The organism is Streptomyces sp. NPDC015125 (assembly GCF_043080045.1).
GTDB lineage: Bacteria > Actinomycetota > Actinomycetes > Streptomycetales > Streptomycetaceae > Streptomyces.
Genome location: NZ_JBIBVF010000016.1, coordinates 110,893 through 133,754 on the forward strand (window position 1 = coordinate 110,893; position 22,862 = coordinate 133,754).

The 22,862-nt window shown below is 71.1% G+C and carries 18 protein-coding genes; 11 read left to right on the plus strand and 7 right to left on the minus strand.

Translation table 11 applies throughout. From position 1 onward, the window contains the following. Positions 1-47: 47 nt before the first annotated feature. Complete coding sequence (locus ACF088_RS28105; RefSeq protein ID WP_392378639.1) at positions 48-1,628, plus strand: alpha/beta hydrolase; 1,581 nt, start codon at positions 48-50, stop codon at positions 1,626-1,628. A gap of 149 nt (positions 1,629-1,777) precedes the next feature. Here the strand turns inward: ACF088_RS28105 and ACF088_RS28110 are convergent, their stop codons facing one another. After that, complete coding sequence (locus tag ACF088_RS28110) at positions 1,778-3,190, minus strand: MFS transporter (RefSeq protein ID WP_392378640.1); 1,413 nt, start codon at positions 3,188-3,190, stop codon at positions 1,778-1,780. A 623-nt stretch (positions 3,191-3,813) separates the two neighbouring features. Next, a complete protein-coding gene (locus ACF088_RS28115; RefSeq protein WP_392378641.1) occupies positions 3,814-4,239 on the minus strand; it encodes a pyridoxamine 5'-phosphate oxidase family protein in 426 nt (141 codons plus the stop codon). A gap of 198 nt (positions 4,240-4,437) precedes the next feature. Between ACF088_RS28115 and ACF088_RS28120 the strand changes: the two genes are divergently transcribed. The 5 genes from ACF088_RS28120 to ACF088_RS28140 all read left to right on the plus strand — a co-directional run bounded on the left by ACF088_RS28120 (position 4,438) and on the right by ACF088_RS28140 (position 8,661). Then, entirely contained in the window at positions 4,438-4,659 is a 222-nt protein-coding gene (locus ACF088_RS28120) for a DUF5133 domain-containing protein (protein ID WP_392378642.1), read from the plus strand. 424 nt (positions 4,660-5,083) lie between these two features. After that, positions 5,084-5,305 carry a hypothetical protein gene (locus tag ACF088_RS28125; RefSeq protein WP_392378643.1) on the plus strand — a complete coding sequence of 74 codons (222 nt, stop codon included), beginning with the start codon at positions 5,084-5,086 and terminating at the stop codon, positions 5,303-5,305. Positions 5,306-6,437: 1,132 nt separating this feature from the next. Further along, a complete protein-coding gene (locus tag ACF088_RS28130) occupies positions 6,438-7,022 on the plus strand; it encodes a metal ABC transporter ATP-binding protein (protein WP_176956716.1) in 585 nt (194 codons plus the stop codon). Further along, a complete protein-coding gene (locus tag ACF088_RS28135; RefSeq protein WP_392378644.1) occupies positions 7,019-7,891 on the plus strand; it encodes a metal ABC transporter permease in 873 nt (290 codons plus the stop codon). The genes ACF088_RS28130 and ACF088_RS28135 overlap by 4 nt, the downstream gene beginning before the upstream one ends. Continuing rightward, on the plus strand, positions 7,840-8,661 hold the full coding sequence (locus ACF088_RS28140) for an ABC transporter substrate-binding protein (protein WP_392378645.1): 822 nt from the start codon (positions 7,840-7,842) through the stop codon (positions 8,659-8,661). The genes ACF088_RS28135 and ACF088_RS28140 overlap by 52 nt, the downstream gene beginning before the upstream one ends. Positions 8,662-8,722: 61 nt before the next feature. On the opposite strand, the gene ACF088_RS28145 is transcribed toward ACF088_RS28140, so the two are convergent. After that, on the minus strand, positions 8,723-10,411 hold the full coding sequence (locus tag ACF088_RS28145) for a class I adenylate-forming enzyme family protein (protein ID WP_392378646.1): 1,689 nt from the start codon (positions 10,409-10,411) through the stop codon (positions 8,723-8,725). After that, entirely contained in the window at positions 10,408-12,264 is a 1,857-nt protein-coding gene (locus ACF088_RS28150) for a CoA transferase (RefSeq protein ID WP_392378647.1), read from the minus strand. The genes ACF088_RS28145 and ACF088_RS28150 overlap by 4 nt, the downstream gene beginning before the upstream one ends. Positions 12,265-12,451: 187 nt before the next feature. Between ACF088_RS28150 and ACF088_RS28155 the strand changes: the two genes are divergently transcribed. Next, positions 12,452-13,669 (plus strand): acyl-CoA dehydrogenase family protein, encoded by a 1,218-nt coding sequence (locus ACF088_RS28155; RefSeq protein ID WP_392378670.1) that lies wholly within the window; start codon positions 12,452-12,454, stop codon positions 13,667-13,669. Positions 13,670-13,780: 111 nt separating this feature from the next. On the opposite strand, the gene ACF088_RS28160 is transcribed toward ACF088_RS28155, so the two are convergent. Beyond that, the gene (locus ACF088_RS28160; RefSeq protein ID WP_392378648.1) at positions 13,781-14,923 is read right to left on the minus strand and encodes a sugar ABC transporter permease; all 1,143 of its coding nucleotides are present in this window, start codon (positions 14,921-14,923) and stop codon (positions 13,781-13,783) included. Continuing rightward, entirely contained in the window at positions 14,920-16,092 is a 1,173-nt protein-coding gene (locus ACF088_RS28165; protein ID WP_392378671.1) for an MFS transporter, read from the minus strand. Before ACF088_RS28165 ends, ACF088_RS28160 begins: the two co-directional genes overlap by 4 nt. Positions 16,093-16,771: 679 nt before the next feature. Here ACF088_RS28165 and ACF088_RS28170 point away from each other — a divergent pair. The 3 genes from ACF088_RS28170 (at position 16,772) to ACF088_RS28180 (ending at position 19,592) form a co-directional block, all read left to right on the plus strand. Beyond that, positions 16,772-17,293 (plus strand): hypothetical protein, encoded by a 522-nt coding sequence (locus ACF088_RS28170; RefSeq protein ID WP_392378649.1) that lies wholly within the window; start codon positions 16,772-16,774, stop codon positions 17,291-17,293. A gap of 374 nt (positions 17,294-17,667) precedes the next feature. Further along, positions 17,668-18,288 carry a sigma-70 family RNA polymerase sigma factor gene (locus ACF088_RS28175; RefSeq protein WP_392378650.1) on the plus strand — a complete coding sequence of 207 codons (621 nt, stop codon included), beginning with the start codon at positions 17,668-17,670 and terminating at the stop codon, positions 18,286-18,288. Positions 18,289-18,713: 425 nt separating this feature from the next. Beyond that, on the plus strand, positions 18,714-19,592 hold the full coding sequence (locus ACF088_RS28180; protein ID WP_392378672.1) for a SigB/SigF/SigG family RNA polymerase sigma factor: 879 nt from the start codon (positions 18,714-18,716) through the stop codon (positions 19,590-19,592). Positions 19,593-19,737: 145 nt separating this feature from the next. On the opposite strand, the gene ACF088_RS28185 is transcribed toward ACF088_RS28180, so the two are convergent. After that, positions 19,738-20,406: a restriction endonuclease gene (locus tag ACF088_RS28185; protein ID WP_392378651.1), complete on the minus strand. Its 669-nt coding sequence runs from the start codon at positions 20,404-20,406 to the stop codon at positions 19,738-19,740. Between the two features lie 462 nt (positions 20,407-20,868). Between ACF088_RS28185 and ACF088_RS28190 the strand changes: the two genes are divergently transcribed. Continuing rightward, entirely contained in the window at positions 20,869-22,293 is a 1,425-nt protein-coding gene (locus ACF088_RS28190) for a DEAD/DEAH box helicase (protein ID WP_392378652.1), read from the plus strand. The last annotated feature ends 569 nt before the right edge of the window (positions 22,294-22,862 follow it).

Below are 22,862 nucleotides of genomic sequence, written 5' to 3' on the forward strand. Positions count from 1 at the left end.
GGCCTGTGCGCATCCTTCCCGGGTCCAGCGAGAGAGCGAGAACGGTGATGTCCATTCCCCGCAAGTCCATGTCCCTGACGGCCGGTGTGCTGGCCGGCACCACGCTGGTGGTGACGGTCTGCGGCGTCGGTGGCGCCGCGGCGTCCCAGCCCGACGACGCCAAGGGCCGGAACACGTCCGCCCCGGTGCTGCCCGCGCGCTTCACGCAGCAGAAGATCCAGTGGACGGCCTGTGGTGCGGACGTCACCCCCAAGGCCGTACCCGGTGCGGAGTGCGGCTGGGTGAAGGTGCCTGTGGACTACGCCGCCCCGGACGGGAAGACCGTCAAACTGCGGGTGTCGCGGCTGCGGGCAAAAGACCACAGCCGTCGGCTGGGGTCACTGCTCTTCAACCCCGGCGGGCCCGGCGAGGGCGGTGCGGCCGACGTGGCCGACGGAAACTGGCAGGCCGGCAAGCAGGCTCGGGCCCGCTACGACCTGGTCGGCTTCGACCCTCGGGGCATAGCCGGTTCCGAGCAGATCAAGTGCCCCGACGGCGTGGCGCAGCAACCCGATTACCCGCCGCGTACCGAGGCGCAGGCCAGGAAGGCCTTCGCCGACGCGACCAAGCGTGGCCAGGCCTGCCAGCGGGCGAGCGGGGCTGTTCTCGCGCACATGGACAGCGTGAGCGTCGCGCGCGACCTGGATGTGCTGCGTACGGTCCTGGGCGATGCCAAGTTGAACTACACCGGCTTCTCCTACGGCACCTTTCTCGGCCAGCAGTACATGAAGCTGTTTCCCGACAAGGTGGGCCGGATGGTGCTCGACAGCGTCGTCAACCCCGCCGCCGACATGCAGCAGGTCGCCCGCCGCGACGTCAAGACGTCCGATGACGCGATGCGGCGGTACGCCCACCATCTCGTCGCGCGCGGGGACGACCGTCTGGGAGCCACCACCGGGGAGATTCTGCGGAGGATCACCGGGTTCGCCAAGAAGCTGGAGCGGAAGCCACTGCGAGGGGTCGACGGCGAGAAATTCACCGACGCCACCCTGTCCATGTATCTGAACACGGCCGTGACGGCCGAAGAGACCTGGAAACCGCTGACCAAGGCGCTGGTCTCCGCCCTGCACGGGGACGGGGCCGCCTTCGAGCGCTTTGACAAGGAGACGGCCGACGGGAGCGGTGGCGGGAAGCCGACGCCGCAGGAGGAGCAGGCCGCGGAAGACGAATCCGCGAGCATGCCGGCGGTGCTGTGCCTGGACTCCCCGTCCGCGCCGAAGTCCCCGAAGGAGATGCTCGACACCGCCGATGCGTTCGCCAAGCAGTCGCCGCTCTTCGGGCGTTCCTTCGCCTGGCAGATGATCGACTGCGCAACGTGGCCGGTCGCCCCCACCGGTGCGGCCGAGCCGATCAAGGCCACCGGGGCGGCACCGGTGTTGCTGGTGTCGTACACCGACGATAAGCAAACTCCGCTGGCGAACGCGCAAGCGGTGCACCGGCAGTTGGCCAACAGCTCGCTGCTGGTACGCAAGGGACATGGGCACGCGGCGTACGCCTCGGAGAATCCGTCCACGTGCACCGACCGAGCCGTCGACAGGTATCTGGTCGGGGGAAAGCTGCCGGACAAGGTCGCCAACTGTCCGCGCTGACACGGTCGTGTCGTCCATCGAGGACGGAGGGAACGACTTACGACAGGTAGGTGTTCCGGGCGGCGTTCCAGGCAGGCAGGTACGCAGGCAGGTACGGACGCGTGACGGTGCCCAGAGGGCGTGGGTGTCCGAGTCCGGACCGGGTGGGGTCAGCGCACTCCGCCCTTCGTCGCCGAGGACACCGATTCTCGCGTCCGCCGAGCGCGCGGGCCGTGCCGGAACCACCTCCACAGGACCAGCAGGAGGCAGGCCGCCAGGCAGCCGGCTCCTGCCACGGCCAGTGGCCCGCTGTCGCCAGTCGCCGCGGCGCCGCTGGGATCGGCCGCGGGGCCCGTGGCGACCACGCCCAGCCCGGCCGCGACGGTGATGACGGTCTTGGTCAACCCGGAGGCCTCACCGGCGCGTTCGGGCCGGATGGCACCCTGGGTGGCGGTCAGCGTCAGGGCGTTGCCGAGGCCCAGCGCCGCCCCGCCGGCGGTGACCGCCGCGAGATACGGCGGCAGTCCGGAGACGAACGCCGCGCCCAGCAGCACCACCGCGCCCGCCCCCAGGCTCGTCGCCATGACCGGTACGGCGCGCACGCTGGTCACCCGGCCCGCGAACGGCGCCGCGGCCGCCATGGCCGCCGCAGGGGCGAGGAACGCCACCCCGGCCACCCAAGGCGTCAGCTGCCGGCCCTCTTGGAGGGAGAGCGGTACGACGAGGAGGAAGACCACGGTCGCGGCGTTGGCCACCGCGCCCGCCGCGGTCAGCGCCACGTAGGCCCCGTTGCGGAAGAGTGCGGGGGCGATCAGCGGCTCGGCCGTGCGGAGTTCGATCCGTACGAAGGCCGCCGCGGTCAGCGCCACCAGGCACAGCGTGCCGACGCCGGCGGGGGACACCCAGCCCCACACCGGGCCGCGGTCGATGAAGACGGCCAGTGCCGCGATGGCGGCGGCCCCGGTGATCAAACCCGCCCAGTCGCTGCGCCCGGAGGGTGTGGTGTCCCGCGACTCCGGGGCCCGGCGGGCGCAGACCGCAGCCACCACACCCAGCGGCACGTTGAGCCAGAACACCGCCCGCCACGACACCCATTGGGTCAGGGCACCGCCGACGAACGGGCCGCAGGCGGTAGCCAGTCCGCCGATGCCCAGAGCCCACCCCGTGGCCCGGCCGCGCACGGCGGGCGGGAAGACGTTCGTCAGCAGTGCCAGTCCGGCCGGCATGATCAACGCGCCGCCCGCGCCCTGTACTACGCGGGCCGCCACCAGCACCGGCAGCGAGGGCGCCAGTGCACACCACAGCGACGCCAGTCCGAACAACGCCAGTCCCGCGATCAGCAGGCGGCGCCGGCCGAACAGGTCGCTCATCCGGCCCGCGCCCAACATGAGTGTGCCGCACGACAGGAGGTATGCACTGACCGCCCACTGCAACTGGTCGATGGATACACCGAGTTCGTCCCTGATGTGCGGCAGGGCCAAGTTCAGGGCGAAGGAGTCGAGCTGGATGCAGAAGACACCCAACGCGACCGAGACCAGCGCCCAGCCGGCTCCGCTTCGCCCCTCGACGTCCCACACAGTCACAGCACTTCCCCTCCCCGCTGCCTGGCCGGGCAACGGCGTCATCTCCTGAACGTCTCTGGTTGCCGGGAGTGGGGGATGGGTGCGCCGGAAGGCAACGATGCTCAAGAGGGTTGGCCCAAGAAGGGCAAGCAAGAAGGGCAAGCAAGGGCTTGGACGTCGACGTCATCAGGGCTTCAGGAGCTGTGCAGGGAGTCTGCGCGGAAACTCACCGAGGTGCGGGAGCCGCAGACGCCCAAGGCGCCAGAATGCAAAAGCGGGGGCGGACATGGGCACCGAATGCCTCGGTCGCCGACCCGTCCCGTCACAGTACCTCAGCCACCTGCACTGCCACCGGGGGCGGTGTCAGCCCGGGCAGGAGAGCCGATGCCGAACTCGATTCCCAGGCCCGGCCCGAGGCGGACCTGGGCTTCCTGCAGCGGCTCTTCCTGCAGCGGCTCTTCGTGCAGCGGCTCTTCGCGGCCGTACCTTCCGGCTGCGGGAGTCCTGCCGGCCCGCCGTGCAATCCGCCCCCTGGCCCGGCGCGGTGCACAGGACGGAGATCGCCGCCCGGGTGCCCACCGTCCGCGGGCAAACAGGGGGAGAGGGGCGGAACCGTGGAGGGGAGTGGCCTTGTGCCCCTGCGATCAGGCGGACCCCAGGTCGGCGGACACCCAGTGTTCCGGCCGCATATAGATGGCGACGTGCTCACCGAGCTGGGTGTGGTCGTACTCCACGAAGTCGGCGACCTTGTCCTGTGGGAGGTATCGCGCGGCCATCTCCCAGGATCGCTCGCGGCTGTCTGATTCCGTCCTGGTGACCGGTCCTTCCACCGACACGTAGCGCACGGTCGGCTCGGTCCGCTGCACCATCAGACTGAAGCGCCCTGCGGACCAAATCGCTCGCGCTTTGCGGGAATCAGGCCCGGTACGCACCCACAGCTCGCCGCCCGGCGTGTAGTGATACCAGATGGGCACCGTCAGCGGTGCGCGGTCCGGCCGCTCGACCACCGACAACGCACCGATGTGAGGTTCCGCCAGAAACTGCTCTCGTTCTCGCATCGACAGTGCCATGTGCCGACCATAGCCCGACCGACAGCTCGCCGACGTGAAGGCCCGGTCCGGTCCCGATCCCGATCCCGGTCCGGCGCACCGGCCATCTGGTTGAAGAACCAGCACCTGAGATCCGTGAAGCCAGGAAAGGCTCCGCCGTAGGCATGACTACCGCCTTCGAGGAAACACCCTGAGGAGACTCGATAAGGAGCCTGGATCATGTTGATGCCCGACCCCAAGGACGTGCGGACCCTTCTGAGCCGGTATGCCGATGCACGGTTGGCTCACGCCGAAAGGTCAACTCTCAAGTCCGCCACCCGACTGGACGACGTGTCGTACACCCTGTGCGTGGCCACAGCGACCACACAGATCAACGACGCCCTCGCCGCCGCCGACCGCATTCTGGCGCAGTTCCATCCTCCTTCCCCCAGCCGCCCGTGAGGGCGTGCGGAGAACCAGCTACGTCATGCATGCGCAAGCGGAAAGCCCTTGCGCCCGGGGGCCCTGCGCTCGTCGGCCACTGGAGCATGAGTCCGGCGCCCACCCCAACGCGGCCAGTAAGCCGCCGCGCTGGCGGACCTGATCGGCGAGCGCGACGAGACCATGGATCCCTTCGAGGAACTGCACGCTCCCAAGAGGTGTCTCCACCCTCGAAGACGCGCGGGTAAATGCCGCGCGGTGCTGGTCGCCGCAGTGGGCGTCATGAACCTGCGGCGTGATGGCCATGCCCTGTACCCAACGGCGTTGATCTGCAACTGAGTTCCGGTCCCGTGCCTCCTCCCGGGACGTGCCACCCGGGGGCCGGGAGCAGCCTGGATTTTGGACGCAACGCCTTGGAACGGGAGTCGCCGGGCATACGCGAGCAATGGACCAACGTAGCGCAAGCACGACACCGCCGGCAGGCCCCGCCTGGGCAGGGTGGCTCTACCTCGGGCTGGCGGTGCTGGCCGGTACCCAGCTCTTGGCGACCGTGCTGCAGTCGGGAGCCGGCGATCCGAGTTTTCTTCCCAGCCTGGTCGGTGTGATCGCGTTTCCGGCCCTGGCCGGGGCGGCTCTGCCGCGTCGAACTGCCGTGAGGCAGCTCTGACAAGATTGCCGGCAAAGGCAGGCCTGCCGCTGCCCGCGGTCCTGGCGGCCGGTACCCGGCATTCGGCGGAGAAGACCGGTCGGCAGGCGACGACAGCGGGGACGATCACCGTCGGATCCATTGCCGATGCGCTGTTGCTCGATGCCGACCCCTACGTGGACATCGCGCACCTGGTCGACCGTTCCCACCACATCGGGACGTTGCGGGCTGGGCGGCCAAGCTGGGGTGAGGGCCACCCCGAGCCTGACACGGCCGATTCCAGGTTCAGATGTTCCGGCACGACAGATGAGGTCCTCGAACCTCGTTGGTGCACACCAACGGGCGAGACAACGGTTCCTGGCCTCAACGCCACGAGCCCGCGCTGCCGGTGGCTGATCTCATCCCGATCACCGAGGACAGATCCACAGGGACGGCTGCCCCTTCCCGTCCGGCTGAGGTTGTTCGTTGTTCGTGTGAAGGTCGACGAGCTGCTGTGCCGGACGGTGGCATCTATTTGTCTGTCACGGCAACGACCTGCGCCAAGACCGATCGGACCGGCACAGCAGAGTTCAGGAGCAGCGGCGGCGCGCGATCGGAAGGCACTGTCATGCCGCATAGCGCACCATCGGTGACCCACGCTTTCGCGCAATCCCGCCTCCGGACGCCTCGGCAACTGGCACGTTCACTGTTAGTTGAACGCCCTAAGCGCCGGGTCCGTGACCGCCCACGCGAACTCCGCTACTGCCACCCTGACACTCCAGCGACATTCGCCACTCAAACTTCAGCGAGACGAACCTACTGGTCATCAAGGATCAGTGAGAACGCTCAACCTTCGCTGATACAGGACAGCCGTCGCGCAGCCGCTCGGGAGGAGCACTTCGGTGAGCAGTTGTCGGAGCGATTGTTCGAGCGGAGAGGGTGGGGCGGTTGAGGGCAGCCGCCGGGGTGGCGGGACGGGCCGTAGGCAGGTCGTGGTGGGGCAAGGCCGTAGGCAGAAAATCCACCGCCCCGCGGGAACTCGGCACACCGCTTGCCCGACTAGTGGGCTGTGGAACGGAGCGAGGAGCGGTCAGGGTCCCCAGCAAAGCGGCAGCCGGGTGGTGCGGGCGGCCTCGATGTGCGGCTTCGGGGGGTGGTGTGCCGCCATGGCCGCCTGGAAGCGGTGACCGGGGTCGATCTGGAAGTGAGAGCCGGTGAGCGGATCGCTCTGACCGGTACGAACGGGTCGGGGAAGACGACGCTGTTGCGGGCGGTGCTCGGTCTGCACCGGCAGGTCGACGGGGAGATCGTGGTCGGTGGCCGGGGCTGCCGCAGCGCTGCCGAGTGGGCTTGGCGGAGGAGAGCGTGCGGGTGGATTCCGCAGCGGCCGGCACCCGGGCGCTTTCCGCTGCTCGCACGGGAGTTGCTGGCGAGCAGCGGTGACCTGGCGGAGGCGGAGCGGGCGGCCGAACGGTTGGGCATGGGCGGTCTGGCGGACCGGCCGGTGGGCAGTCTCTCGGGTGGTCAGTTGCAGCGCATGCACCTGGCGCGGGCGGTGGGCTGCGTGGCGGCCGGAGCGGGTGTGCTGCTCGCGGACGAGCCGACCGCGGCGCTGGACTTCGCGGGGCAGGAGGAGGCCGCCGAGGTGCTCACCACGCTGCCGGTGACGCTGCTCGTGGTGACCCACGACCGGGCCATGGCCGCGCGGTGCGACCGGACGCTGGAGATGGCTGCCGGACAGCTGCGGGAGGTGTCGTGAGCGCGTGGGGGCAGGTCGGTGACCTGTGGCAGCTGGTCCCGGTGCAGCGGGCCGGGACGGGGCTTTTGCTGGCCGCCTTCGGGTTGCCGGTCGTCGGGGTGGTGATCGTCGGGCTGGACATCGTGCCGGTGCGTTTCGCGATGATGCATGTGGCGCTGCTGGGCATCGCCGTGGGCCAACTGCTGGGCCTGGACCCGGTGTTGTGCGCGCTGGTGGCGTGTGCGCTGGCCGGGGCGGGGGTGGCGCCGCTGGCCCGCACCGCCGAGGGCCTGTCCGGAGCGATGGGCCTGCTGATGAGCTTGGCCATAGCTGCCGCCTTGTTGATGCTGGCGCTCTCCGGGGTGAATGCCAATGGGGCGTTCGCGCTGTTGTGGGGGTCGATTCTGGCGGTGCGGCCGGCCGATCTCGTCGTGCTGGGTGTGCTGGCCGTGGCCGTACCGGGGCTGTTCATCTGGCGCCGCCGCGGTCTGGCGCTGCTGCTGCACGACCGCGAGCTGGCGTGGTGTTCCGGCGTGGCGGTGCAGCGGCTGACCGTGGTGCTGCTGGTCCTGGTGGCGGTCGCGGTGGCCGGTGCCATCCGTCTTACGGGCGCGCTGCTGGTGGACGCGCTCACCTTGCTGCCGGCCCTCGCCGCCCGCCGCCTCGGCCGTTCGCTGGTGTCGATCACGCTCTGGGCGATCGGCATCGGCGTCGTCGTGAACGTCGTCGGCTTCCTGATCTCGCTGGCCTGGGACCTGCCGCCCGGTCCGGTTCTCGTCCTCGCCGCGGGGGCGGTCGCCCTTGCCGCTCATCTCGTACCCGAACGGAGAACCTCATCATGGCGCACGTCCGCATCCTCTTCCGCCCCCTCGCCGCAGTCACGGCACTGAGTGCGGGGCTGCTCCTGCTGACCGGCTGCGGTGACGGCTCCGCTAAGGCCGGTACGGACAAGGCCGGCGAGTCGGGGCCGGCGTCGTCCGGTCCCGTGGTGGTCGCCACCTCCAGCTGGGAGGCGGCGCTGGCCAAGGCGGCCGGGGCCAAGAACGTCACGTCCCTTGTTCCCGCGTCGGTCCGGCATGCGCCCGACTATGACCTGAAGCCGTCCGACCTGGCAGCGGTCGCCGGAGCCGATTACGTCCTCTACGCCTCGTTCGAGCCGTTCGCGGGCCGCATCAAGGACGCCGCGGGCTCCAAGGCGAAGCTGATCGAGGTCACGCTGGACAACGCGCCCGCGACGACCAAGGCCGAGGTGACGAAGCTGGGCAAGACGTTCGGGACGCGGCAGACCGCGGCCAAGTGGAACACCAAGTTCACGGCGGAGTGGGCCTCCCTTGCCGAGCAGGTGAAGGCCACGTGGCCCGGTGGTAAGGCTCCGGCGGTGGCGGCCCAGACGTTCACGACGTGGGCGGCCGAGCTGGCAGGGGCGAAGGTGGTCGGTACCTACGGGCCGGAGGCGGTCACGCCGGCCCAGCTGTCCGCACTGTCGGCGAAGAAGCCCACGTTCGTGCTGGACAACGAGAACATGTCGACCGGGACCGTACTGCCCGGCTCGGGCGCCAAGCAGCTGAACGTCGTGAACTACCCGGGCGCGGACCTCGACCTGCTCGGGGTCTACCGCAAGGCGGCCGGCCAGATGGAGAAGGCATTCGCCGGTTCCTGACCGGCCGGCTGGCACGAGAGGGGGAGGGGCCGCGGTGTTGCGGTCCCTCCCCCTCCCGGCCTCAGCCGGCTTGTGCGTGCTCGGTGGGGAACTCGGCAGCCGCCCTCTCCCGCAGGGCGGCGCGATCGGGCTTACCCGCCGGGGTGAGGGGCAGCTCGTCGGTCACCAGCAGCAAACGCTCCGGGTGTTTGCGGCGCTCCAGACCACGCGCGTCCAGGTGGCCGCACAGGCTCTCAAGCTCGGGCTTTCGTTGGGCCCTTGGCACCACACACGCCGCGAGTCGTTCGCCCATCAGGGGATCGGGGATGCCCACGCACATCACCTCGCGGACGTCCGGGTGGGAGGAGAGCTCGCCTTCGACCTCGGCGGGGCTGATGTTGGCACCGCCGCGGATCACGATGTCCTTCAGGCGGCCGACGACCCGCAGGGTGCCGTCGGCGTCCAGCATGCCGAGATCCCCGGTACGGACCCAGCCGTCGGCGGTGCGGTACCGCATGTTCAGCTCGGGTGCACCGACGTAGCAGAGCGGGGTCATCGGGCCGCGCGCGACGATCTCTCCCGGTTCGCCGGAGGCGCCTCCGGGCAGCGGGGCGATACGGATCTCACACACGCCGGGGTCGGGCCGGCCCACCTTGATCCCCGGGCCGTCGTCCGCAGGGTCGTCGGGGGCGCCCCGCCCGGTCAGGCCGCCGTGGCAGTTGACGCCGTCGGCGGAACCGTAGAGGTTGACCACCGGGCAGCCGAAGGCCCGGCGGGCTTCGTCGCGGGTGGCCGCGTCGAGTGCGGAGCCGCCGAGTATCAGGGCGGTCAGCCCGATCGGGGTCTCGCGTGTGTCCGGCAGCCGGTCGAGCATCATGCGCACCATGGTGGGCACGCCCAGTACATGGGTGGGCCGGTGGGCGAGGATCGCCTCCAGGGCCGCGTCGGGCGTGAAGCGGTCGAGCAGGACGAGGGATCCGCCGTGCCGGGCGAGGGTGACGGCGGTTCCGCTGCTGCCGAAGGCCGAAGCGAGCGGTACCAGGAAGAGGCAGCGAGGGCGCATGCCGTCGCGGAGCAGCGGCGCGAGTGTGTTGCCACGGCCGCCCGCGAGCGCATTGTGCGAGTACGCCACCATCTTGGGCTCGGCCTCGGACCCGGAAGAGACCAAGATCCGGGCCGCGGTGTCGGGGTCGGGGCGCGCAGGGGTGAACGCGGTCGTGTCGGCGCGGAGCAGATCGGCCAGCGACAGGCAGCCGTCGGGGACCGGGCCGGGGCCGGCTGCGATCACGGCGCGCAGAGCGGGCAGTTCGCCGGACGGTTCGGACAGCTCGGCCAGCTCCCGCGCGTGCTCGACGCCACGGTGTTCGGAGACGGCGATGACCGCGCGGGCCCCGGAGCGGCCGAGCAGCGACACGGCCTCCCGCCCGCCACGCCCGACCGGGAAGGGCAGGACGACAGCGCCCAGCGCGGCCACGGCGAGGTCGGCCGCGACCGCCTCTCTGCTGTTGGGGAGTTGGACCCCCACCACGTCCCCGGGACGGACGCCTGCTTCGGCGAGCCCGGTGGCCAGACATCGTGCCTGGTGGTCCAGTTCCGTGTAACTGACCTCGCCGCGAGCGTCGATCACGGCTGTGGCGTGCGGGTCGGCGGTCCGGCGGGCCCGGAACAGCGCATACAGGTCCAGGTCGGGGCAGTGGCCCTCGGCCGCCCAGGCGCGCCGCAGCGTTGCGGGGACCAGATCGTGGAACCGGGAGGGGAGCGGGGATGTCATGCGAACCTCCAGGGCGAGGGGACGACGAGGGAACCGTGGGAATCGCGGGTGAAGGCCCCGCGCAGGCGTGGGTCCTCAGGAAGTGCGCCGAGGTCGGTGGTGACGGCGGTGGCGGACCGGCCCTGCTCGCGAAGGGCTGCGACTGCCCGGTCGGATGACAGCTCTCGCAGGCGCGCCGACTCGGCACATGCCGTGCGGGAGGAGTCGTCGGCAGGCGCCAACCATCCGTCGGCGGTCGCCAGCGGACGGCGGAATCCGGCCGGACGGCGCGGGGCCCGGCCCGCCGCGGCCCGTCGCACCGCGGGCGCGGTGAGTGTCTCCGCGGCACCGAGCAGTGAGGACTCCACCCGTACGCCGTGCCCGGTGCGCTCACGGAGCAGAAGACCGGCGAGCACGGCCTCGGCGCCGACGAGTCCGCCGAGCACATCGATCAAGGTCATGAGGGAAGGGGCGGGCGGCTCGTCGGCCGGCCGGGCCGCTTCGCCGACGGCGGTACGGGCCTGCACCATGAAGTCGGTGCCCATGGGGGCGTCGGGCAGGCGGCCGGCCCAGCCGCTGGTATAGGCGTACACCAGGCGCGGGTTGACGGGCGCAAGATGGCCGGCGCCCAGCCCGAACTGTTCCGCCTTGCCCGGGGCCCAGTTGTGAAGGAAGACATCCGCGCCGGCGGCCAGCTCCCGCAACTCGGCCTGCCCGACGGCCGACTTGATGTCGACCTCCACGGCACGCTTGCCACGGTTGAGGGCGAGCCAGCGTGCGGAGACCCCCGAGGCGCAGGGGGGCATGCCGCGCAGCGGGTCCCCGCCGGGCGGTTCTATCCGTACGACGTCCGCGCCGAGCAGGCCGAGCAGATGGGCGGCGAGCGGGGCCTGGATGCGGCGGCCCGCTTCCAGCACGGTCAGGCCGGAGAGCGGAAGGGCGCCGAAGGAAAGGGCGCCGGAGGAAAAGGAGCCGGAGGAAAAGGGGCCGGAGGAAAGGGATCCGGAGGAAAGGGAGCCGGAGGCGGGCGGGGTCCCTGCCCCGGGAGAGGACGCCAGGGTCCATGGTGCGGCGGGGGCCGCCTCCGCCGCCCGCTCGGCCAGCGTATGCAGTGCGCACACCTCGGCTCCCGACGAGGCGGCGGCCTCCCGTATGCGCGTCCAGGAGGCAGTGCGCGCGGTCCGGTGCAGCTCCTCGGGCAGGGGTGCGCAGGCGGTGGCGTAACGGAACTGGAAGGCGGGCCAGCCGGCGCGTATCGCCTGCTCGGGCGCGCCGAGTGCGCGCCAGAACCGGGCCCAGGGCGCGGGCTCCAGCGCCTCCAGCTCGAAACGGGTGCCACCTGCGGCGGTGAACGGCGGGCCGCCGGGAGCCGGGGTGACCGCCTCCCCCTCGGGTGCGTTCGCCGCCGCGGCGTACTGGGAGATCGTCAGCAGCGCTGCCCGGTCGGCCCCGGTGGCGAGGTCTGTGGCCCCGCCCCCGCCTCGCGCCCGGCCGAGGAGTGCGGCGAGAAGGCCCTGCACGGTGAGGACGGACGCGCAGGTGGCTGCGTAGTCGACGGCGAGTCCGCGGGGTGCGCCGTCGCGTCTGCCGTGCACCTGCATCATCCCGGTGGCCGCTTGGACGGTTGCCTCGTCGGCGGCGTCCGCTTCCGGCAGGACGTCCGCCCACGCGGTGTACGCAGTCACCTCGCCCAGCCCATGGCCGGTTGCGGTGAAGCGCGCGGGGCCGGTCCGCGCGGCCGGCGTCTCCGGCGTGCATGCGCCCAGCGACCGCAGATGGGCGAGTGCCGGTGCGGTGAGTGCGGCAGGCCCCGAGACCTGTACGTCCACCTCCTCCAGCGGCCGATGCGCACCGATGACAGTGGGGCTTCCCACGGTATTCACGGTATTCACGGCGTTCACGGCGTTCCTCTCCGGCGACGGCAGTGTGCGCCGCGTGTCTCGTACGGACGTAGACGTACGGGAACCAGACGACGACCGGGGCCGACCAACTCCACGGCCAGTAAGTCGGACTGCCGGTTCACCGAGTTCCCGGTGGATACGGAGGAAAGCGGTGAACCCCATGGATCGTGCGCAGGCCACCCCGAGGTTTCCGAGTGCGGACGCGGCCCTCGGCCCTGGCTCGTTCGGGCTGCCGGACTGTCCGCCCGAAGCCGCCGAGCTGCGTGGACGCGTAGCAGCGTTCGTACGGGAGCGGGTGATGCCCGCCGAGCCGGTGCTCGACGCGGGCGGACCGGCCGCGCACCACGTGTTGCGCAACCTCCGGACGGAGGCGAAGGACGCCGGGTTGTGGGCCCTGCCGTTGCCCGTCGAATGGGGCGGACGAGGGCTGCCGCTGTCCCGCTACGCGCAGCTGGCCGAGGCCGAGGGGGCCAGCGACCACGGTCCCGCCGCCCTCGGTTCGGGCCCCCTGCTGGACGTGCTGATGCTCGGCCGCCACGCCGCCGAGCCGGTTCGTGGGCGCTATCTGCAGCGCATCGCGGCGGGTGAGCTGCGCATCTGCTACGCGATGACCGAGCCCGACACTCCCGGCACCGACCCCGCGCTCACCGCGACCCGCGCCGAAGCCGGTCCCGACGGGACGTGGACCGTGCACGGGCGCAAGTGGTTCATCACAGGAGCGGGCGACGCCGACCTGGTGACCGTGACGGCCCGGACCGGCGATGACCTGTCGCTGCTCCTGGTGCCCACGTCCGCGCCCGGCTTCCGGGTGGTGCGCGAACTGCCGGTGCTCGGCGTGGGCGGCCAGTGGGAGATCGAACTCGACGGCGTCACCGTGCCCCCGGACCACCTGGTCGGCGAGCGCGGCAAGGCGCTGCGGATCGCCGGGGAGCGGCTCGGACTCGGCCGCGTCCTGCGGTGTCTGCGCTGGCTCGGACAGGCCGAACGGGCCTTTGACCTGATGTGCGTCCGAGCCCGGTCGCGGAGCCAGTCATCGGGTCCGCTGGCCGACCGCCAGCTCGTCCAGCAGCTCGTCTTCGACGCATTGCTGGCGATCCGCACGACCAGGCCGCTGGTGTACGAGGCGGTGGCCCGCCTGGAGGCGGGCGACGACGCCCGGCTGGAGACCGGGCTCGCCAAGGTCGCGGCGGCCCGGATGCTGCAACAGGTCGCCGACGCCGCGATCCAGGTGCACGGCGCGGCTGGCCTCGGACCGGACACCGCGCTGCCTGGGCTGTTCCGTATGGGCCGTGCGGCACGGCTGCTGGACGGCCCGGACGAGTTGCATATCGCCGCGGTGGCCCGCCGTGTCCTGCGCGATGACGACGGCACCTCGTGAACTCTGCCGGCATGCCGTGATTTCGGCGGGTCGCGCTGAGAACTCCGCGGTCGCGCTGAGATCCGCCACGCCGCGATCTCCCCCTCGTCCGCGCCGCGACTTCCGCTCTGGTCACATCGTGAACGGCTCCGTCAGCCCGGTGAGTATCGCCAGCCCCCAAGCGAGGAAGAAGTCTCCCCAGATCAGCTCATGGTGCGTGGCGAGGCCGCGCGCGGCGTCGTAGCAGCCGTCCAGCAACGCACCTGAGTCCGACAGGTGCGCCTCGGCCAACCGGCGCAGGATCAGGTGCCCTCGGGTCGTCAGGCGGTCGGCTTCCTGCCCGTCGCCCGCTGCCCGCACGAGCGTGGCCAGCTTCAGCGCGGCCACCGCCTCGATCGCTGCGGCGGAGGTGTCCACCGGGCCGAACGGACACCCGTCCTGAGCCGGAGGGATGAGCCGTGCGGCCGGCGCGAGGCGCAGTGCGGCAAGCCGCCTTGCCGCCTCCCGCAGCCGGTCGTCGTCCCCGAGCCAGTGGAGCCCGTCAGCGGCCCCCAGCAGCAGCCACGCCGCCGTACGGCTCCAGCCGGGCGCGGGCTCGGAGCAGGCCGTCCAAGCACCGTGCGGCCGGGCCTGCCACGCAGGGCGCGGCGGGTCCTCGGACAGGCACAATTCAAGATGCCGGGTGAGATGGCCGTACGCGGCAGCCTGACCACTGCCCCCACTGCCCCCACTGCCCCCAGCGCCCCCAGCGCCCGGCGCGCGGGCCAGCAGCGGCACGAGCCCCGGTACACCGTCCGCTCGCGCCAGCAGTCGCGGCCCGCCGAAGGCGTCGCCCCACGGCACCAGCCCCAACTCGCCTTCGTACGCGGCCAGGCAGGCCCGCGCCGCCTCCTCTCTCAGCCGGCCCGCCGCCTCGTCGCCACCCGGACCGGCGGCCAGCGCGCTGCCGTACCAGAGCACCAGCCCGCGGGTGGCGGTGTCCTGCCGGACCCAGTACCGCAACCGCTGGGTGCAGGCGGCCGCCGCCGCACGGTGCGCCGAGTCGCCCGAGGACAGCCCGCGCAACCACAACAGCCCCGCCCAAAACCCCCCGGTCCATGAACCCCGCGAGGTGGACTTCCACGAGCCGCTGTCCCGGTCCGCGTACAGCGGGAAGCGCGGACCGACCTCGTCCGCCGTCACCGAGACCCGCTCCAGCAGGGAAGCGAGCGCCTGGTCGGCCCAACCCGCCGTACCTGATGCGGTCCAACCCACCGTTTCTGAGGGCGTATTCATTCCGTCTCCTCTTGGCGACGCGACCGAAGCGGCACGGCAACCATTGCCGCCCCTGCGAACTCGGCTGCCACCAGCAGCCATCCCGGCCCGTAGCCGGCGGCCGAGACGAGGGAGCCGAACAACGGCGGGCCCACCGCGAACCCGGCGAAGAAGCCCGCCGACACCAGCGCCGAATCCTGCCCGGCACGCCCCGGTGCCGCTCGTTGCAGCACCAGGACCATGGACACCGCATTCGCCGACACCGCGAACGATCCGACGGCGATCGCGGCCACCCACACCAGCGGATGCGCCAGGACCGCGACGGCGAGAAGCAGCGCCGCACCCACCGCCCCGGCGGCCAGCACGGCGGGCAGCGCCTCGGCTCGTCCCGGCCGCCCTGCCACCCGCGACCACCCCATGCGCCCGCCGATACCGGCAGCGCCCAGGACGGCCACCAACGCGGCGGCCGTGGTCGGGGAGAGACCCAGGCGCTGCGAACCGAACAACGCCAGGTAGGTGTTGACCGAGGCGATACCGCAGCCGAGCAGCAGGGAGAAGATCGCCAGCTGCCGCGTCAAGCCGCGCAGGGGCCGCGGAGGGCGGCCGCTCGGAGCCGCGGCGACCGCGTCGGGCGGCAGCACGAGGGCTGCCCACATCGCGGCCAACGCGGCCGTGCCCGCTGCCGTCCACACTGCGCCACGCCAGCCCACCCCCGCGGCCAGCAGTGACAGCGGCAGCCCCGCCACGAAGGCACCGAACTGGACCCCGGACTGCTTGAGCCCGGTGACCCCACCCCGCCGCTCGGCCGGAACGGCCGCCAGGATCAGCTTGTTGGTCGCCGGGTTGGCCAGGGCCTGCGGCAGACCGCCGAGCGCCACCGCCAGCAGCAGCACCGCCGCCCCCGGAGCGGCCCCGATCAGTGCCAGCGACACGGAGGCGAGCAGCAACAGCGCCACCAGACAGCGCCGTGGACCCACCCGGTCCACCAAGCGCCCCGCCGCCGGCGACAGCAAGGCCGCTGCGCCAAAACCCGCCGTCGTGGTCAAGCCCAGCACCGTACGGGAGATCCCCAGCTCGCCGACCAGCCGCGGCCCGAGCGCGCCGATCAGGAAGAGCTGCATCATCGAGAAGGCCATCGCGGACGTCAGCAGCAGTGTCACCGCCGGGCCCGCATCCCGCGGCCGGGCCATATCGCCGTCGGGCGCAGCGGCTCCCGATTCCGTCCCACGCTTCACCCGCACCGCAGCCCTCCCGAAACACCGGCCCCGGCCTCGCCTGAGGCCGGGCCCAGTCAGTCGTACGGGCCGGGCCATCAGTTCCCGGTCATCAGTTCCCGGTCACTGCGAGTTGCTCGACGCAAGCAACGGCATGCCGGGGAAGCTCCTGCTGTCCTGCTGTCCTGCTGTCCCGCTGTCCCCTTGTCTCGTTGTCCCGCATGGTCGATGGGGGCGCACTGCGGAATTGCCGAAGCACTGCGTAGCGGAGGCGGTCCGCCGAGCGCAGGAGGGCCGCCGAGCGCAGGAGATCCGCCGAGGGCAGGCGTGATGCCTGCCCTCCATCTCAGGTGCTCTGCCACTCAGTTGACCACCCACGAGGTGGTTTAGCGGATCCGGACAACAACTGAGCCCGAGGCGCCATGCACCCTCCCGATCGGATGAACCGGCTGGCACGATGACCAACATGACTGCCGGGTCGGTTTCACGAGCTGCGCGCGCCGCAATCTTCGCGGTGGTGTGCGTGACGACCGCAGCCCTGGGACATGCGTTGATGTCCGCGCAACCGTTGCCCTCGTGGGCTCTCGCTGCCGCACTCGGGGCAACGGGCTCGGCGGCTTGGTGGTCGGCAGGGCGGGAACGCGGCGGGTTCGTCGTGACCGGTTCCGCCGTCGTGGCACAACTGGCTCTGCACTCCCTGTTCGGCCTGGCGCAGTCGTTCCGGTCCGGCCTCGACCTGGAGGCGGCCCAAGCCTCGTCAGCGACACCCATGGGCGACATGACGGGGATGAGTCATCTGGCGGGCACGGCCGGCAAGCTCGCCACCTCCACCGCGCACCTGGGCGATATCGGTGCCCTGCGCGGCGACATGAGCCGGATGCAGATGGCGCACTCCGGCCACGGCACCTTCGGTATGTTCCTTGCCCATGTGCTGGCCGCGCTGGTCTGCGGGTTGTGGCTGTGGCGCGGCGAGGCGGCCGCGTTCCGGCTCGCTCGCAGTGTGGCCGCGGTGTGGTTCGCGCCCCTGATACTGGTCCTGGCGACGCTGGGCTGGACCGGCCTGAAGCCGACCGCTCGTCCGGTGGCCGGTCGCGGTCACGTCCTGGGCCTGCGCGGGGTGTTCCTGCATCACGTCCTGTCCCGCAGAGGCCCGCCGAACCCGTCCTTCTGCTGCTGACCGCCCGCCCTGGGACTTCCCCGGCACTGCTTGCCCGGGACTCCGCACTGCCGTCAGGGACGCCACTGCCGTCAATGACGCGATGTGGTCGATGTAGTCCGGGATCCCCACTCCCTTTTCTGCAAGGTCCCCTGCAGCGGTGGCGGGCGCAGTACCGGCGTGTCCGCGCGGCTGCCGCCCCCGTACCTCCGTGAGCGCAGCCGGACCACACGCCGGCCCCTTGCCCCTGCGGCTCTCCGGCCTGCCCGTAGCGCCCGTCGACCGTCGCGCCTGGACGTCGGCACCGGCCTTCGTACGGGTTCCCGGAATACCGCTCACCGACGAGGCCGTGCCATGCCTTGGTACGCCCCGCACCCTCCGAAGGACATGTGGCGATGATTCCTGCCCTTTTCGATCCGGCCGGTGGCAAGCGGACCCCCGCGGACGACGAGCATTTGACCGCCCTGGCGCTGGCCGCCCGGAACGGTGACCCCGATGCCGCCGAGCGTTTCATACGCGCCTCCCACCGCCATGTATGGCGATTCGTGGCACATCTGAGCGGCGAAACGAACAGCGCAGACGACCTCGCCCAGGAGACGTTTCTCCGCGCCCTCACCGGCCTGCCGAGATTCGCCGGCCGCTCCTGCGCCCGTACCTGGCTTCTGTCGATCGCCCGCCGGGTGGTGATCGACCGCTACCGTTCTGCCGCCGCCCGTCCGCGCATCGCCGATGTCGACGACTGGCAGGCGGTCGCGGAACACCGCCAGCCCAGCGGACTGCCGGGCTTCGACGACGGTCTCGCCCTGAGTGAGTTGCTGGAAGCACTGGACGGCGAACGGCGCGAGGCATTCGTGCTCACCCAGTTGGTCGGGATGCCGTACGCGGATGCTGCCGCGATCGTGGGCTGTCCCATCGGCACCGTCCGCTCCCGGGTGGCCCGTGCCCGTGCCGACCTCACCGGCTGGCTGAGGTCAGCCGAGAGGTGCGCACGAGTCCCTCAGGCGGTTGCGGCGTGACCGACCCCGGTTTCGCGTGATCACCGTGTTGCCGGTGCGCCGCCCCGTACGGCGAACAGCACTCCTCCGGGTTCCTCCGGGTTCCTCCGGACTCCTCCGGGGTGGCGTGCCGGAAGTTCCTGCAGCTCCCGGCGTGGCCGCCCGTGCTCAGCTCCCGGCGTCTGCGTAGGCCGGGCTCGGCCCCGGCGAAGAGAGAACCTCGCCCCTCTTACCTCACCCCCCATTTGCCTCAACCTTCGGCGTTCCCGTCCGCTGAGCCTCTGACCTGCAGAGAGGCCAGACGTACGGGGCGTTCCGGGCACCGAAAACCTGCCGCCATAGTTTCCTCATGGAAATAGTTGCCGGATGGCAGTTTTGCGTGTGGTCACCGGGTAGGTGAGGGCGTGACGGCATGACGGGGAGAGCAGGGAGGAGCAGTCATGGCAATGGCAGCGGCGCAGGCCCATATCTCGGTGAATCGCTCGGACAGGGGCACCGCATATGAGGCTGCTCGGTCGGCTGTGCCGCAGGTGGAGGAGGCTCAGCGCGTCGCCCCGCAGGACGCGCGTCGCCTGTCGAAGCTGTTCTTCGAGCGGTTGTCGGACCTGGAGGAAGGCACCCCGGAGTACCAGTACGCGCGCAACACGCTCATCGAAATGAACCTGTCGCTGGTGCGCTATGTCGCGCGCCGTTTCCGCAGCCGCGGGCAGGAGATGGAAGACATCATGCAGGTCGGCACGATCGGTCTGATCAAGGCCATCGACCGCTTCGATGTGTCGCTGGAGAACGAGTTCACCACCTTCGCCATCCCCTATATCACCGGCGAGATCAAGCGGTTCTTCCGTGACACGACCTGGTCCGTGCACGTCCCGCGGCGTCTGCAGGAGCTGCGCGTGGACCTTGCCCGCGCTCGCGAAGAGCTCGAAGGGCGCGGCAATCCCGAGCCGTCCGTCGCCGACTTCTCGGCCCATCTGGGGCTGGGGGAGGAGGAGGTCATCGAGGGGTTGGTCGCCTGCAACGGTTACGACGCCGGCTCCATCGACCGGCCCATCGAAGCCGGCGGCAGCAAGCAGCAGACCGGGCTCGTTGCCGACCTGATAGGCAACGAGGACCCCGCCCTCGCCCTGGCCGAGGACCTCCAGGCCCTCAAGCCACATCTGGCCCAGCTGGACGAGCGTGCGCGCACTCTCCTGGAACTCCGCTTCGGCTCGGAGATGACCCAGACCGAGATCGGCGAGGAAATGGGCCTGTCCCAGATGCATGTCTCCCGCCTCCTGACCCGTACGTACGCCACCCTGCGCGAATGCCTCCTCGCCGAGGCGTAGCCGAGTCCTCCTGCGCGGCGAACGAGTCGGTTGCGTAAGGGCAGGTGGTGTCACGCGCCCGTGGGTGCGGGGCCGTTCGGGTGCGGGCCTGAGCCTCCTGCACTGAACGGCCCCCATCCCCGGGTGGAGCAGCGCGCCGCCTTGATCAGCCGCCGGCCTGCCATGGGGCGGGGCCGGTGCCCGCTTCCCAGGCGAAGAGCTTGTCGTGGTCGAGGCACCGGATGCCGCTCTGCTCCGCGTAGGCAACTGCGGGCCCGGTGAAGGTACTGGTGGTGACGACTGCGGCGACGTCGGCGTCATGGACGGTGAAACAGGTTCCGCCGAAGCGCTGGAGGTCCTGGGACCCGACCCGGTTGGCTTCGGCGTATTGCTTGCACTGGATGACGAGACGGAGCCCATCGGGCGTCACGGCGAGAACATCGGCACCCAGGTCATGGGCGCCGCCGACGACGCGGACCTCCCGGCACCCGTCGCGTTCACACAGCAGCGCCACCATGCGTTCGAATTCATCCGGCCCCACGTCGGCATCGTCGGCCAGATAGACGTCCTCGTCCGACAGGTCCTCCTCGCTCTGGACGCTGAGTTCGGGGGAGGCCGGGGGCGCTTGGGCACAGGAGGTACCGGCCCCTCGCGGTATGGCTGGGCCGCGATTTCTGCGCCGGATGACGACCAGGGCCGTTGCGGCGAGCACCAGGCCGAGAAGGGCGACTGCCCCAGGGCGGATAGCCGAGCCCGGCAAGAGCGCCTTGAGGACGAGTCCGGTGCCGAGGACACCGCTGACGACGAGACCGAATGCCGTGGTCAACTGCCGCATGCGGAAACGAGGACGGCGAGTTGCGGCATGCTCCCGGCGTATCGGCGTCACCATGAACGAGTGTCTCCCAGCCTTGAGTTGAAGATCGTTCAGGTCTCCTGCCCCACGGCTTCCGGTTCATTTACCCGAAGATCACTCCTGGGAAGAACCCCTCCCTCGGCAGGCACCGGGCTCGTGGTACATGCCGCCCGTGTCCTTGCCGCCGCATTGATTGTCCGGCTGTGGCCCGATGGCGGGGACGCGGAGGACCCCGCCGCCCGGCGGCAGAAGTTCCCTCCCCGTGTCCCCTCCGGATCCCGGTGGGTGACCCGGCGTGGGCCGTTCGAACTGTCACTTTGTGTTACCCTCAAGCCTTTGGACGGCTTGGGACGCGGCGATTCCGTCGGTCCGGTCCCCTTGTTTCGTCGGCTGCTCATTCCTGCCGGGCCTTCCTCGGTACGTTCCCCATGCGGAAGGCTCTTCATGAACCCCCCGGACCGCCTCCGCACCTCGCACGGCGACCACGCCCGGCCGGTGACCGACACCCCGACGGTGTCCCCGGTCGCCTCGTTCGCCGACCTGGACCTGCCGGCCGAGGTGCTGCGAACGCTCACCGAGCTCGGCCTGCGCGAGCCCTTCCCGATCCAGGCAGCCACGCTGCCCAACGCCCTCGCGGGACGCGACGTCCTGGGGCGCGGGCGCACCGGATCGGGCAAGACGCTCGCCTTTGGTCTGCCGCTGCTCGCCCGGACGGCCGGGCGGCGCGCGGAGCCGAAACAGCCCCTCGCTCTGGTCCTGGTACCTACCCGGGAGCTGGCCCAACAGGTCAGCGAGGCGCTCGCGCCGTATGCCGACGGGCTCCGGCTGCGGATGGCCACGGTCGTCGGCGGTGTGTCGATCGGCCGGCAGGCCGCTGCGCTGCGCGACGGGGCAGAGGTCATCGTCGCCACCCCCGGCCGCCTGCACGACCTCATCGAGCGCAAGGCCTGCCGCCTGGGACGGGTACGGATCACCGTCCTCGACGAAGCGGACCAGATGTGCGACATGGGCTTCCTGCCGCAGGTCACCGAGGTGCTCGACCAGGTGCACCGCGACGGCCAGCGGATGCTGTTCTCCGCCACCCTGGACCGCGACGTCGACCACCTGGTCCGCCGCTACCTCCACGACCCCGTCGTCCACTCGGTCGACCCGTCCGCGGGGGCGGTCACGACGATGGACCACCATGTGCTGCTCGTCCACGGCCCCGACCGGTACGCCGTCACCACGGAGATCGCCGCCCGCGACGGCCGCGTACTGCTCTTCCTGGACACCAAGCACGCGGTCGACCAGCTCACCCGGCACCTGCGGGCCAGCGGAGTGCACGCCGCGGCCCTGCACAGCGGCAAGTCCCAGCCGCAGCGCACCCGCACCCTCGCGCAGTTCAAGAACGGCCGGATCGCCGTCCTGGTGGCCACCAATGTCGCGGCCCGCGGCCTGCACGTCGACGACCTCGATCTCGTGGTCAACGTCGACCCGCCCACCGACCCCAAGGACTATCTGCACCGCGCGGGCCGCACGGCCCGGGCCGGTGAGTCCGGCAGCGTCGTCACGCTGGTGCTGTCCGGCCAGCGCCACGAGATGAGCCGGCTGATGGCCGAGGCCGGCATCGAGCCCACGATCACCAAGGTGCGCTCGGGCGAGGCGGAGCTGAGCCGGATCACCGGGGCCAAGGCTCCCTCCGGCACCCCGCTCGACGGTGGGCCCGCCGCGCCCCGGGCCAAGAACACCAACGCCCCCTTCCGCGGCCTGGGCACCAGCAAGGACGCCTCCCGCGGCACCGGCGGCAAGTCCCGCAAGGCCGGCGAGGCCCGTAAGCTCGCCGAGGCCCGCAAGGCGGCCCGGGTCCGCCGCGGCAGGGGAGCCGCGTAACCCGGCTGCGGCTGCAGAGGTCGCCAACCGGGCCAACGCCGTCACCCCGGGCAACAGCACCCGCCTCCGGCGCAACCAACCTGCCGCCGCCCGGGGAGAGCCCCCGGACATCGACCAGGTCCTCGACCACGTCCCCGGACCGCTCTGCCTGCGGGCCCTCTTTGGCGCCATGCCTGCCACCCCTGCCTACCCCCGGGCCCCGGTCGGCCAAGTGCTGAAGAGCGGCACCGCGGCCCGGCCGTCCGCGCGGTCCTGACCGCGCGGCGCGGCCGCCCTCATCACCACAGGTGTCACCCCAGGTGGTTCAGGCGCGACGACCACGCGGTTCGGCCCGATCGCGGCCTTCTGCAACACGCTTATAGTCCACTGCCTTCGATTGGTTCCCCGAGAAGCGCAAGTGTGGTGCTGGACACGCCTCCAGCACACGGACGAAGACCTGCTGATGGCCGAATATGCACTAGCTGCCGCAGTACCTCCGACGTGGCGAGCTCATGGTCGCACTTCGGGGTGACCAAAATTGGATCCTACTGGCTCGTAACTTTCCCTCTCGGGCTGGAACTTATTTTCCC